The sequence below is a fragment of the Nocardiopsis sp. LOL_012 genome (assembly GCF_048060475.1).
Lineage (GTDB): Bacteria > Actinomycetota > Actinomycetes > Streptosporangiales > Streptosporangiaceae > Nocardiopsis.
Genome location: NZ_JBHMIV010000018.1, coordinates 27323 through 40115, shown reverse-complemented (window position 1 = coordinate 40115; position 12793 = coordinate 27323). Strand labels below are relative to the sequence as shown.

The following is a 12793-nucleotide window of genomic DNA, read 5'->3' as shown; positions in this document are numbered from 1 at the left end:
CGTGACCTTCCTCGTGGGCGCCGCGCGCCCTCTCGCACACAGGGAGGCGGGGGGCCGCCGGGCGTCCCGGCGGCCCCCCGCGGCGTCAGCGCCCGGCCTTGGCGGAGCTGTCGCGCACCGCCGCGACGACCGCCTCCGCGGTGATTCCGAACTTCTCGTACAGGGTCTGGTAGGGCGCGGAGGCACCGAAGTGCTCCAGGCCCACGGAGGTCCCGGCGTCGCCCACGTAGGAGCGCCACCCCAGGGCGATGCCCGCCTCGACCGAGGTGCGCACGCGCACCGAGGAGGGCAGGACCCGCTCGCGGTACTCCTCGCTCTGGGCCTCGAACCACTCCACGCACGGCATGGACACCACGCGGGTGGGCGTGCCGGCCCTCTCCAGCTCGGTGCGGGCCTCCAGGGCGATGGGCACCTCGCTGCCGGTGGCCACGATGATCGCCTCGGGGGTGCCGCCGGCGGCCTCGGCCAGCACGTAGCCGCCGTGCACCGCGTCCTCGGCGGGGGCGTGGGCGGTGCGGTCCAGCACCGGCAGGTTCTGCCGGGTCAGGGCGAGCGCGGCGGGGCGGTCGGAGGTCTCCAGGACCTTGCGCCACACCACCGCCGTCTCGTTGGCGTCGGCCGGGCGGACCACGTCCAGGCCGGGGATCGCACGCAGCGACCACAGGTGCTCCACCGGCTGGTGGGTGGGGCCGTCCTCGCCCAGGCCGATGGAGTCGTGCGTCCACACGTAGGTGACCGGCAGCTTCATCAGTGCGGCCAGGCGGACCGCCGGGCGCATGTAGTCGCTGAAGACCAGGAACGTGCCGCCGTAGGGGCGGGTCGGGCCGTGCAGGGCGATGCCGTTGAGGATCGCGCCCATGCCGTGCTCGCGGACGCCGAAGTGGAGCACACGCCCGTAGGGGCTGCCCGGGAACATCGTGCTGGCCCGCTCGAAGGGCAGGAAGGACTGCTCGCCCTTGGGGGTGGTGTTGTTGGAGCCGGCCAAGTCGGAGGAGCCGCCCCACAGTTCGGGTAGCACGGGGGCGACGGAGCTGAGCACCTCGCCGCTGGCCTTGCGGGTGGCCATGCCCTTCTCGCTCGCCTCGAAGGAGGGCAGGGACTTCTCCCAACCCTCGGGGAGCTTGCCGGACTGGAGGCGGTCGAACAGGTCGCCGTGCTCGCCGGCGCCGCGGCGCCAGGCCTGGAACGCGGCCTCCCACTCGGTGTGCGCCTCGCGGCCCCGGTCCAGGGCCAGGCGGGTGTGCTCGATGACGGCGTCGTCGACGTGGAAGGGCTCGTCGGGCAGGCCGAGGATCTCCTTGGTGGCGGAGATCTCGGCGGTGCCGATGGCCGCGCCGTGGATCGCGCCGGTGTTCTGCTTGTTCGGTGCGGGCCAGCCGATGACGGTGCGCAGCTTGATGAAGGTGGGGCGCTCGGTCTCGGCCCTGCCGCGCAGGATCGCCTCGTACAGGGCCGCCACGTCCTCGACGTAGTCGCCGGTGGCGGTCCAGTCGACCTCCTCGACGTGCCAGCCGTAGGCGCGGTAGCGCTCCAGCACGTTCTCGCTGTGGGCGATGCGGGTGTCGTCCTCGATGGAGATCTGGTTGTCGTCCCAGACCACGGTGAGGTTGCCCAGGTTCTGGGTGCCGGCCAGGGCGCTGGCCTCGTGGCTCACGCCCTCCTGCACGTCGCCGTCGGAGCAGAAGGCGTAGACGTGGTGGTCGAACGGGCTGGCGCCGGGGCCCGCCTCGGGGTTGAACAGGCCGCGCTCACGGCGGGCGGCCATGGCCATGCCCACGGCGTTGCCGATGCCCTGGCCCAGCGGGCCGGTGGTCGTCTCCACCCCGGGGGTGTGCCCGAACTCGGGGTGTCCGGGGGTGAGGCTGTCCCACTGGCGCAGGGACCTGAGGTCGTCGAGCGTCAGGCCGTAGCCGGCCAGGTAGAGCTGGATGTAGAGGGTGAGGCTGGAGTGGCCACAGGAGAGCACGAACCGGTCCCGGCCCACCCAGTCGGGGGCGGCGGGGTCGTGCCTCATGACCTTCTGGAAGAGGAGGTAGGCGGCGGGCGCGAGGCTCATGGCGGTGCCGGGGTGTCCGTTACCCGACTTCTCGACCGCGTCCATCGCCAGCGCACGGACTGTGTTGACGGCGCGGTCGTCGAGGTCCGACCACTCCAGTTTCTGCGGTATGTGGGCGTTCACGGACTTGCCTCTCCTTCTCGTGCACCCGTTCGGCACGGTGTGCGTGAGGTGTCGTTGTCGGTGCGGTGTGCCGCCGCCGAAGCGCGGCGCCGCCAGGATTCGAGGAGGGGAACGAGTGTCACCCTGGGTACTGCGACCACGGCACGGCGTCTTCCCTCCCACCCGGGCATCACCCGGTACAACGGCGGAGGGGGTCGAGGGAATCCCCGCAGGGTCGGCCGAGTGCGACCCTATCGCTCATCCCCGGCGGGCCGTGGCCCGACACCGTCCATTACCCGCTGGTAGTGCGGCCTCGCCCGGGCCCGTCACCTGTGCCTGGGACGGGGCGGCGTGTGGCGTGCTGGCGGCGCGCCGGGGGGTGTGCGAGGGTGCTGTACACCCCTGGCCTGGCCCGGAGGGCGGGCCGGTCCGGAGGGCCCGCCTCGCGAGGGGGCTCGTCACCGGGGCCCGCGACGAAGTACTACAGTATGTCGTTGACGGGGTTTTCGCTGATCCTGACGTTTTGTCGGTCCGCTCGGCCCCGCGTGGCGAGCAGTGTCGAGACCTATCGAGTTGTCGAGGTATCCGCGTGTCTGGAATCGAGCCGGTCCCCCTTGCGGGGACGCCCACGAGCCGCCCGGACCCGAGGACGCGGTGCTGATGGCCCTCACCGACCGGTCCCCGCACTCGCGCTCGGCGGACGCCGGCGGCCCCGCAGCCGCCGGCCGGGCCTCCTTCACCGACCACGTGCGCGCCTACGTGGCCCTCTCCAAGCCCCGTGTCATCGAACTGCTGCTCATCACGACCATCCCTGTGATGTTCGTCGCGGCCGGCGGGGTGCCCCCGCTGGGCACCGCCGTGGCCACCCTGCTGTTCGGCACCATGTCGGCGGCCAGCGCCAACGCGATGAACTGCTACATCGACCGCGACATCGACCGTGAGATGCGCCGCACCCGCAAACGCCCCGGGGCGATGGACCTGGTCACCCCGCGCGGCGCCCTCGTCTACGGGCTGGTGCTGGCCGTCGGCTCCACCGCGGGGTTCGCGCTCCTGGTCAACTGGCTCTCCGCCGCGCTGTCGCTGCTGGCGATCGCCTTCTACATCTTCGTCTACACGATGCTGCTCAAGCGCCGCACCGCGCAGAACGTGGTGTGGGGCGGCATCGCCGGGTGCATGCCGGTCCTCATCGGCTGGTCCGCGGTCACCGGCGGCCTCGCCTGGGAGCCGTTCGTGCTCTTCCTGGTGGTGTTCTTCTGGACGCCGCCGCACACCTGGACTCTGGCCATGCGCTACCGCGAGGACTACGCAGCCGCCAACGTACCGATGCTGCCCGTCGTGGCCGGCGACCGCCGCGTGCTCCTGGAGTGCGTGCTCTACAGTTGGGCTACCGCCATCGTCTCCCTGGTCTTCTGGCCGGTCGCCGGAACCACCTGGTTCTACGGTGCCGTGGCCGCCGTGCTCGGCGCGCTGCTGGTGGTGCAGGCGCACCGTCTGCTCAGCCGCTCCCGCGCCGGGGTGAGCGGGTCCCGGTTGAAGACCATGGGCTTCTTCCACCTGTCCAACGCCTACCTGGCGCTGCTGTTCGTCGCCGTCACCGTCGACCCGCTCATCGCCGGCCTGCTCGCCTGACCCCGGCGCCGGTCGGAGCCCGCTCCGTCGCGGTTGGACGAGCACGGCGGAGCGGGCCGGGGCATGTCAGGACGTCTGGGGGGCGGGCGTCCGGCGCCAGGCCAGGACGGCGGCCCACGCCGCCACGCCGGTCAGGAGCAGCGCCACGGGCACGTGGGCCTGGATCGGTCCATAGCTGCCCATGGCAGCCTGGGGGAAGCCCAGCGCGAACGCGGCCGCGCTGACCAGCAGCAGCGTACGGGCCGCCCCCGGGCCGCGGCCGGCGCCCCACCACAGCCACGCGGCGGCCAGCACCTGCGCGCCCGCGGCCGCGTGGACCCCGAAGGCCCCGAAGTAGTGCAGCGGCAGCCCTCCCGGGTTGGTGGTCATGAACTGTCCGGCGGTCGCCCCCTCCCACAGGAGCAGGGCCAGGTGCGCGAGCGCGGCGACGCGGACGGTCCACAGAGCGGTCGGGGGAGCGGACGCCTTCGTGTCCATGAGGAGGCCTTTCAGTACGTGTGCGTGTATGCGGGTCGATTCTGTCCCAGGTATAGGAGTGGGCCGTGCGGCCTGCGGTTCGGTCTTCGCCCGGACGGGTTCTGGGACCGCTCCGTCCCGGCTACCATCGGTGCCCATGCCCCGACTCGACAGCAAGGCCATCCTCCAGGGCCGACGCTCCCGCTACTCGATGACCCTGATCACGGGCATCTCGGTCAGCATGGTGTGCCTCGTCGGCATGTTCGGCTACCTCTGGCTCCTCGCCATGGCGGGCGGCGCCGCCGCCGGGATCGACGGGGCCGTCGGCTTCGGTGTCAGCCTCGCCGCCGCGGTCGTGCCGGTGACCATCCTCGTTCCGCTCATCCTCATGCTCGACCGGATCGAGCCCGAGCCCGGGTCGGTGATGTTCTTCGCCTTCGTGTGGGGCGCGGGCGTGGCCGTGGTGGCCTCGCTGCTGCTCAACACCTGGGGCGCCAGCAACATCACCGTTCCGCTCTACGGCCAGGACCTGGGCGACTACGTGTCCACCGCGGTGGTGGCGCCCGTGGTGGAGGAGAGCGCCAAGGGGATGGTCCTGCTCGTCCTGCTCTGGCGCCGCCGCCACGAGATCGACACCTTCACCGACGGGGTGGTCTACGCGGCGATGGTGGCGACCGGGTTCGCCTTCACCGAGAACGTCCTGTACTTCCTCGGGGCCTTCTTCGACGGCACGCTCATCGCCACGTTCGCCATCCGCGGCCTCATCGCCCCCTTCGGACACCCCATCTACACCGCGATGATCGGGATCGGTGTCGCCTACGCGGCCATGAGCACCGGGATCGGGCGGGCCTTCGCCCCGGTCGCAGGATGGGTGGCCGCGGTGGCTCTGCACGGCATGTGGAACGCCTCGACCCGCTTCGGCTGGCTCGGGCTGGGCCTGGCCTACCTGGTGCTCTTCGTGGTGCTGATGTGCGTCCTGGCGACCGCTGTCAGGGACCGGCAGGCCCAGATCGGGGCCATCGCCCACTACCTGCCCAGGTACCTGGCCACCGGCCTGGTGACACAGGCCGACATCGCCATGCTCGGCTCCATGCACGCACGGCGCCGCGCCCGCGAGTGGGCCGCCCGCAACGCCGGCCGCCGGGGACGCGAGGCGATGAAGGAGTACCAGTTGGCCGCCACCGAGCTGGCGCTGCTGCACAAGAAGATGGACGCCGGCCTGGTGAGCACCGGATGGAAGGTGGACCGGGACTCGTTCCTGGCGCTGATGCACGTGGCGCGGGACACCTTCCTGGGGCGCGTGCCCGGACCCGTCGCCCCCGGCTGGGCCGAGCGGCCCGACGACTCCGGGTTCCTGCGCCGGGTGGACTTCGCCCAGGTCATCTCCCAGACGCGGGCCCGACAGGACGACGCCGCCCATCCGGGTCGGCGTTCTCCGCGCTGAGCTCGCGCTCGCCGCCTGGGACCAGTCGGGTGGTGGAGAAGTACAGGCGGGCGATCGCGATCCAGGTGAGGGTCGAGCCCAGCACGTGCGCGACCACCAGCCACTCGGGCAGCTCCAGCGCGTACTGGACGTAACCCAGGACCCCCTGCGCCACCACCACGGCGACCAGGGCCAGGGCACTCACCCTGACCGGCCTGCGCGCGTCGCCACGGAAGGCCGCGGCCGCGGCCGCGGCCGCGCCGAGCAGGGTCAGCCAGGCCAGGGAGGAGTGCATGCGCGTGACCGACTCCAGGGCGAAGCCCCAGCGCGGGGCCTCGGCGTCGCCGCCGTGCGGCCCGGTGCCGGTGACGACGGTGCCCGCCACCATCAGCAGGAAGCCGACCACCACCAGGCCGATGCCGAGGGCGTGCAGCCCGGGTCCGGTCGAGACCTGCGGGGTGCCCTCGGGCTCCTGGCAGCGCACGTACAGCGCCACGGCGATGAAGGTCACCACCAGGGACAGCAGGAAGTGGGCGCCGACCGAGGCGGGGTGCAGGCCGGTCCACACGGTGATGCCGCCGACCACGCCCTGGCCCAGCACGCCGAACGGGATGATCACGGCCAGCCGGGTCAGGTCGCGCCGCCGCGGCCGGGAGCGCAGGACCGCCACGAGGGTGATGACGCCGACCGCGAGCACCAGGAAGGTCAGGGTGCGGTTGCCGAACTCGATCGCCGCGTTGAGCGCCGGGTGGTCTCCGCCGACGGGGACGAAGCTCTCCGGTGTGCACTTGGGCCACTCCGAACAGCCGAGCCCCGAGGAGGTGACGCGGACGGTGGCCCCGGTGACGGCGATCCCGGCGTTGACCGCGACGTTGCCCAGCGCCCAGGCGCGCAGGGAGCGCGTGGTCGGCACCCAGATCGTGCGGGCGAGCAGGACCAGCGCCAGGACCCCGGCGGCGGCGACGGCGATCTGCCAGCCCCACAGGGGGACGCCGATCAGGTGGATGGTGTCCGGGGGGACCTGGGCCGCTGCCGTCGCCTGCGGGACCGTGAGCGCAAACATACGACAGACTGTAGTACACGCCCCCGGGTGCCCGTACTCAACCCCGGTATCCCGTTCGACCTGCGATGACGTGATCAGTCCGGGGGTGGGGCGGCGGGGTCGCGGACCCTCTTCCCGGTCTCCGGCCCCCGCTGTCGGCCCCCGCCGAGGGTGGCTCCGGCGCTGGCCGCGATGACGCAGGCGACCGCGAGCCACTGCCACGCGGTCAGCGTCTCACCGAGCAGCAGCAGGCCGGCCAGCGCGGCGGCGGCCGGTTGCAGGCTCATCAGCACCCCGAACACCCGTGGCGGCATCCTCCGCAGCGCCGTGAGTTCCAGCGAGTAGGGGACCACCGACGACAGGACGCCGACCGCGAGGCCGAACAGCAGCAGGCGCCAGTCCAGGAGCGCGGCCCCGCCCTGGGCCAGGCCCGCCGGAGCCAGGAACACCGCGCCGACCGCACCGGCGATGGCCAGCCCCGAGGCTCCGCTGAACCGTTGCCCCGTCGCCGCGCTGAGCAGGATGTAGCAGGCCCAGGCGGTCCCCGCCAGCACCGCGAACAGGACCCCCAGCGGGTCCAGCGCACCGGACTCCGCCCCGAGCGCGACCACGCCGAGGCCGGCCAGCGCGGCCCACAGCAGGTCGATCCGCCGCCGTGATCCCAGGATCGCGATGGCCAGCGGCCCCATGTACTCGATGGTTACGGCGATGCCGATGGGGATCCGGGCGAAGGCCTGGTAGATGAGGAAGTTCATCCCCGCCAGGGCGACACCGTAGCCCACCACCACCGCCCAGTCGCCCCGGCCGCATCCGCGCAGGGCGGGGCGTACCACCAGCCCCAGGAGTACCGCCGAGGTCAGCAGCCGCAGCCACACCACCGCGGCCGGCGGCAGGGCCTCGAACAGGCTCTTGGCCACCGCTGAACCGGTCTGTACCGAGACGACCCCGACCAGCACCAGGTAGACCGGGGGAACGGAGGCCGCCGCCGCGGCGGGGGAGAGGGCCCTGCGGACCGGCGATACGTTCATATCCGGTCATCCTATGTTTTCGTGCGCAGACTCCCGGGCCGGGGCATCCGGTCCCTGGGGCAGACGCCCGCCCCGGGCCGGGGCGACCAGGGCGAACAGCAGCAGCGCCCAGGCCAGGGCCACCACGGCGGGCTGGACGAGCGTCAGGAGCAGCCCGTACACCGTCCGCTCAGCCTGGCCGGTGAGGAGCTGGAGCCCCAGCCACAGGTAGGGGAGTGCCGCCGCCACCAGGTTCACCGCGAGCGCCGCCCACGCCGCCCCGCGCCGGGCGGGCCGCCGCCACAGCAGCAGCGCACCGCCCGCGGCCAAGAGGAAGAGAGGCGGTCCGAGCTCGCGGACCGCGACGAACCAGGGAACTCCTAGGGCCTCCATGACGGCCGACCCTATCGGTTCCGCTTCGGTGGAGCGCGGGGGCCTGAATGTGCGCGGAAGTACCCAAGTGGTGTGAAATGGTCCAGGGCCGCCCCGGCCCCGCCCCGGACCCGCCGCCTTGGGAGTGCCCCTCATGTTCGACCGTTTCGAGAGAGCCGTCCTTCCCCCCGGCGAGGGTGTGGTGCCCCGCTGGCCCTGGATCGCCGGGGCGGCGGCCCTGTTCCTGGCCGTGGCGATCGCCGGGTACGCGGTCGGCGCGCTGGTGCCCGCGGAGGAGCCCGAGGAGCCCGCCATGAACGTGGCCTCGGGCATCCTCGTCGCCCCGGCGGGCGCGCCGGAGGAGCCGGCCGGGGAACCCAGCGAGGAGCCCAGTGAGGAACCCTCGGAGGAGCCCGCACACCCGGCGGGGATCGACCCCGCGGCCGTCTACATGCTGTCCAACGTCAACGGCGGCCGCGTCCTGGACGTGGCCGGGGCGGCCACGGGCAACGGCTCCCCCGTCCACCTGTGGGACCGGCTCGACCAGCCGAACCAGCAGTGGCGCTTCATCCCCGTGGAGGGCGGATTCTACGAACTGGAGGGGGTGGCCTCGGGCAAGCTCCTCCAGGTGTCCACCGACCCCGCACAGGGCCCGACCGCCACCCTGCTCACCCGGACCGGCTCCCCCAACCAGCACTGGACCGTGGCCGACGTCGGCGGCGGGGTGATCAGGCTCGTCAACCGCCAGAGCGGGCAGGTGCTCACGGGGCAGGGCGCTGGCCAGGGCAACGGCACCGCCGTCGTCCAGGCCCCCGGCACACAGCAGGCCCACCAGCAGTGGCGGCTCGTCCCCATGGGCTCCTAGGAGCTGTTTTGAGCGCAGTGCCGCATGGCGGGGGCTTGCGAGGGCGTCCACGGGATTCTACAGCCCAGCGCCCCGGACTCAGTCGAAGAGCAGGGACCGGGCGGTCTTCCAGCACTCCCCGTCGGCGGCGTTGAGCAGTCCCACGGTCTCGTCGCCCGGCCGGTACCCGTCGCCGCCCGGGCGCAGGGACGTGCCGCCGGCCTCGGCCAGCATCAGGGTGCCGGGAGCGTGGTCCCAGGGACAGGTCTGTCCGAAGGCGATGAAGTCCAGTTCCCCCTCGAACAGGTGCGGGTAGTCCACCGCGGAGCAGTGCGCCCCCGGCCCCACGGAGGCGAAGGCCTCCTCCGCGCGCCGCCGCGCTCCGGCCGGGAGGGCCGTGGTCAGGACCAGGCCGCGCATCCGGGCGGGGTCGGTCGGCGCCGCCCCCCGGCGGACCCGCGCCCCGTCGCGCCAGGTACCCGAACCTCGTTCGGCGACGTAGACGCGTTCCTCCGTGGGACGCAGGATCCACGACGCGACGGTCTCCCCGCGGTGCACCAAGGCGGCCATCACCCCGAACCGGGTGTCGCCGTTGACGAAGTTGCGCGTGCCGTCGACCGGGTCGACCAGCCAGGCCGTCTCCTCCTCGTTCAGCGCCCTGAGCAGGCCGGGGTCGGCGGAGACCGCCTCCTCACCCACGACCGGCGCGGCGACGACCCCGCGCAGCCGGGCGCCGATCAGCTCCTCGGCCTCCCGGTCGGCCACCGTCACCAGGTCCCCGGGGCCCTTCTCCGACACCTCGTCCTCGGCCAGGGACCGGAAGCGGGGGAGGATCGCCGCCTCGGCGGCCTCACGGAGGATTTCGGTCACTGCGTCGACCTCGAACATGCCCTCATCCTAGGGACACGGCGCCGCGGCGGTTCGGCCGCCCGTGCCCTTGCGGTCTCCCGGCGCCGGGGCGTCCCCGAACGGTCACTCCCAGCGGAACAGGCGGCTCGCCAGCAGGGCGCCGACCGCGGTCCACACCGCCAGGACGGCGAAGGCCCCGACACCGGGCACCGAACCGTCGGCGAGCACCGAGCGCAGCCCCGACGCCAGGGCGGTGATCGGCAGGACGGACACCGCGCGCTCCAGGGACTCGGGGAAACTGCTGGTGGGGAACAGGACGCCGCCCAGCCCGAGCATGAGCACGTACACCAGGTTCGCCCCGGCCAGGGTCGCCTCCGCGCGCAGCGTCCCCGCCATCAGCAGGGCCAGCGACGCGAACGCCGCGGTCGCCAGCAGGACCAGGGCGAGAGCCGCCGCCGTGCCGGGGAGCCCGGCCGAGGGCGACCAGCCCAGGCCCAGCGCCACCGCGCACAGCACCGCCATCTGGATCGCCTGCACCCCCAGGACCGCCAGGGTCTTGGCGGCCAGCAGACCGAACCGGGACAGCGGCGTCGCGCCCAGGCGCTTGAGCACCCCGTAGCGGCGCTCGAACCCGGTCCCGATGGCCAGGCCGGTGAAGGAGGTCGACATGACCGCCAGCGCGAGCACCCCGGGGGTGAGCGCGTCCACCCGGGAGCCCTCGCCCACGTCGAGGACCTCGGTGAGGGTGAACCCCACCAGCAGCAGGACCGGGATGACCATGGTGAGCAGGAACTGCTCGCCGTGCCGGAGCATGACCCGCAGTTCCATCGCGGCCTGGGCGGTGACCATCCGCCACATCGGCGCGGCCCCCGGAGCGGGGCGGAACAGCGCGGCGTCCGGGGCTCCGGCGGCGGGAGCGGTGGTGGGTGTGCTGAAGGTGTGCTCGGTCATCTCAGTCGCGCAGTTTCCGGCCGGTGAGTTCGAGGAAGACGTCTTCGAGGGTACGCCGTCGCACGCGCAGGTCCTCGGCGAGGACGCCCTCGGAGGCGCACCAGGCGGTGACCGTGGCGAGGAACTCCGGCCCCAGTGCGTCGTCCTCGCCCGCGGTGACCACGTACTCGTGTCCGCCGCCCACGGCGGCCGCGGTCGCCACCGCGCCGCCCGCGGGCAGGGCGCAGCGCAGCGCCTCGGCGTCCAGCGGCACGGAGGCGGAGAAGCGCACCTCCCGGAGGTCGCCGGTCAGCTCGGCGGGGGTGCCCTCGGCGACCACGGAGCCGCGGTCGACGATGACGACGTGGTCGGCCAGGCGCTCGGCCTCGTCCATGTGGTGGGTGGTCAGGATCACGGCGACCCCGGCCGCCCGCAGCGAGGCGACCAAGTCCCAGGCGGCCATGCGCGCCTGCGGGTCCAGGCCGGCGGTCGGTTCGTCGAGGAAGACCAGCTCGGGGCGGCCGACGACGGCGCAGGCCAGGGAGAGGCGCTGCTGCTGTCCCCCGGACAGGCGCCGGAACGGCGTGCGCGAGGCCGAAGTGAGGCCGAGGCGTTCCAGCAGGAGCCCGGGGTCGATCGGCCGGGCGTGGAAGGAGGCCATCAGGCGCAGCCACTCGGCGGTGCGGGCGCCGGTGGGCACGCCACCGGACTGGGGCATCACTCCGACACGGGGCTTGAGCGCCGTGGCGTCGGCGGCCGGGTCCCTGCCGAGGACGCGGACGCTTCCGCCGTCCGCGCGGCGGAAGCCCTCACAGATCTCGATGGTGCTGGTCTTGCCCGCGCCGTTGGGGCCCAGCAGCGCCGTGACGGCGCCCCGGCGCGCGGTGAACGTCAGACCGGTGACTGCGGTGGTGGCGCCGTAGCGCTTGACCAGATCGACGACCTCGACCGCGGCTGTGTCCATGGGTCCCGAGTGTACGTGTGGGCCTGTGCGTCCGGTCACCGGCTCGTGGCGGAACCGGTGCGGGCGGGCCCGCCCGCACCCCGTGGGCCGTCCGCATCATGGACTGCCGTCTCACGATGTGATCGACCGGAGGGGGGTCGTCCCCTGTGGACGCCGAGGCCGCAGATGTCGGGCGGATGAAATCGCAGTTAGGCAAGGCTGACCTTCGTGATCAACGGCATGAGTGCCGGTTTGCCTACGCGGACTTATTTAGGCCACACTGATGTTGTCTAAAACGTGAGCAGAGCCGTCAGGACCGCCAGGGAGGAGGGGATCGCCGTGCCCGACACGTCCGGCGCCCCCCGCGCCCTGGCCGGACCCGAGCGCGGGGCCGAGAACGGCACGCGCGCACGGGTGGCCCGGCTCATCCTCGAACAGGGGCCGATCACCGCCTCCGCGCTGGGGGAGCGGCTCGGACTCACCCCCGCGGCCATCCGCCGCCACCTCGACCACCTGACCGGCGAGGGGATGGTCGAGGCCCGCGACGCCCGGCCCCACGGCGGACGGCGCCGTCGAGGCCGGCCCGCACGGGTCTTCGCCATCACCGAGGCCGGGCGGGACGCCTTCGTCCACGCCTACGACGACCTCGCCGCAGGGGCCCTCCGCTTCCTCGCGGAGACCGCCGGCCCCGAGGCCGTCGGCGCCTTCGCCCAGCGCCAGGTCGCCGACCTGGAGAGGCGCTACCAGCCCCTGTTGGACGCGGTACCCCGGGAGCAGCGGGTCCGGCTCCTGGCCGAGGCCCTGTCCAACGACGGGTACGCCGCCACCGCGGGCAGGGCGCCCGCGCCCGGCGGCGGCGACCAACTGTGCCAGCACCACTGCCCCGTGGCCCACGTCGCGGCGGAGTTCCCGCAGCTCTGCGAGGCCGAAATCGAGGCCTTCTCGCGGCTTCTGGGCACTCCGGTGCGCCGACTGGCCACCATCGCCCACGGTGACGGCGTGTGCACCACGCACGTCACCCCCGCCGACGACGTCCCCGGGCAGGCCCGGGACGGGCGGGCGGCGAACCCCGCACAGAACTCCACCCGCCCGGCGGCGGATGGAGCACCGCAACACGACAAGTGACGTCTGAAGTCCAGG

12 protein-coding genes are annotated in these 12793 nt (G+C 73.2%); 4 read left to right on the top strand and 8 right to left on the bottom strand.

All coding sequences use genetic code 11. The features are described 5' to 3' along the window. Positions 1 to 85: 85 nt before the first annotated feature. Positions 86 to 2179, bottom strand: coding sequence for a transketolase (gene tkt, locus ACFHWE_RS13575; RefSeq protein ID WP_416601701.1), 2094 nt, complete (start codon positions 2177 to 2179; stop codon positions 86 to 88). A 639-nt stretch (positions 2180 to 2818) separates the two neighbouring features. Here tkt and ACFHWE_RS13570 point away from each other — a divergent pair. Further along, positions 2819 to 3787, top strand: coding sequence for a heme o synthase (locus tag ACFHWE_RS13570; protein WP_416601699.1), 969 nt, complete (start codon positions 2819 to 2821; stop codon positions 3785 to 3787). A gap of 66 nt (positions 3788 to 3853) precedes the next feature. Here the strand turns inward: ACFHWE_RS13570 and ACFHWE_RS13565 are convergent, their stop codons facing one another. Then, positions 3854 to 4264, bottom strand: coding sequence for a hypothetical protein (locus ACFHWE_RS13565; protein WP_416601697.1), 411 nt, complete (start codon positions 4262 to 4264; stop codon positions 3854 to 3856). 136 nt (positions 4265 to 4400) lie between these two features. Here ACFHWE_RS13565 and ACFHWE_RS13560 point away from each other — a divergent pair, with 136 nt between their 5' ends. Further along, positions 4401 to 5687: a PrsW family intramembrane metalloprotease gene (locus tag ACFHWE_RS13560; RefSeq protein WP_416601696.1), complete on the top strand. Its 1287-nt coding sequence runs from the start codon at positions 4401 to 4403 to the stop codon at positions 5685 to 5687. On the opposite strand, the gene ACFHWE_RS13555 is transcribed toward ACFHWE_RS13560, so the two are convergent. From ACFHWE_RS13555 to ACFHWE_RS13545, 3 genes are all read right to left on the bottom strand, one after another. Continuing rightward, a complete protein-coding gene (locus tag ACFHWE_RS13555; RefSeq protein ID WP_416601694.1) occupies positions 5623 to 6729 on the bottom strand; it encodes a COX15/CtaA family protein in 1107 nt (368 codons plus the stop codon). The two genes, ACFHWE_RS13560 and ACFHWE_RS13555, sit on opposite strands and share 65 nt — an antisense overlap. A 74-nt stretch (positions 6730 to 6803) precedes the next feature. Next, complete coding sequence (locus tag ACFHWE_RS13550; RefSeq protein ID WP_416601692.1) at positions 6804 to 7736, bottom strand: EamA family transporter; 933 nt, start codon at positions 7734 to 7736, stop codon at positions 6804 to 6806. Between the two features lie 6 nt (positions 7737 to 7742). Next, the gene (locus ACFHWE_RS13545) at positions 7743 to 8108 is read right to left on the bottom strand and encodes a hypothetical protein (RefSeq protein ID WP_416601691.1); all 366 of its coding nucleotides are present in this window, start codon (positions 8106 to 8108) and stop codon (positions 7743 to 7745) included. 133 nt (positions 8109 to 8241) lie between these two features. On the opposite strand from ACFHWE_RS13545, the gene ACFHWE_RS13540 reads away from it, so the two are divergent. Further along, the gene (locus ACFHWE_RS13540; RefSeq protein WP_416601689.1) at positions 8242 to 8952 is read left to right on the top strand and encodes an RICIN domain-containing protein; all 711 of its coding nucleotides are present in this window, start codon (positions 8242 to 8244) and stop codon (positions 8950 to 8952) included. Positions 8953 to 9030: 78 nt separating this feature from the next. Here ACFHWE_RS13540 and ACFHWE_RS13535 read toward each other — a convergent pair whose 3' ends face one another. The 3 genes from ACFHWE_RS13535 to ACFHWE_RS13525 all read right to left on the bottom strand — a co-directional run bounded on the left by ACFHWE_RS13535 (position 9031) and on the right by ACFHWE_RS13525 (position 11674). Beyond that, a complete protein-coding gene (locus ACFHWE_RS13535) occupies positions 9031 to 9819 on the bottom strand; it encodes an inositol monophosphatase family protein (RefSeq protein ID WP_416601688.1) in 789 nt (262 codons plus the stop codon). An 84-nt stretch (positions 9820 to 9903) separates the two neighbouring features. Next, positions 9904 to 10731 (bottom strand): ABC transporter permease, encoded by an 828-nt coding sequence (locus ACFHWE_RS13530; protein ID WP_416601687.1) that lies wholly within the window; start codon positions 10729 to 10731, stop codon positions 9904 to 9906. A 1-nt stretch (position 10732) separates the two neighbouring features. Next, a complete protein-coding gene (locus ACFHWE_RS13525; protein WP_416601685.1) occupies positions 10733 to 11674 on the bottom strand; it encodes an ABC transporter ATP-binding protein in 942 nt (313 codons plus the stop codon). Positions 11675 to 11992: 318 nt separating this feature from the next. Here ACFHWE_RS13525 and ACFHWE_RS13520 point away from each other — a divergent pair, with 318 nt between their 5' ends. Then, a complete protein-coding gene (locus ACFHWE_RS13520; protein ID WP_416601810.1) occupies positions 11993 to 12778 on the top strand; it encodes a helix-turn-helix transcriptional regulator in 786 nt (261 codons plus the stop codon). Positions 12779 to 12793: the final 15 nt, after the last annotated feature.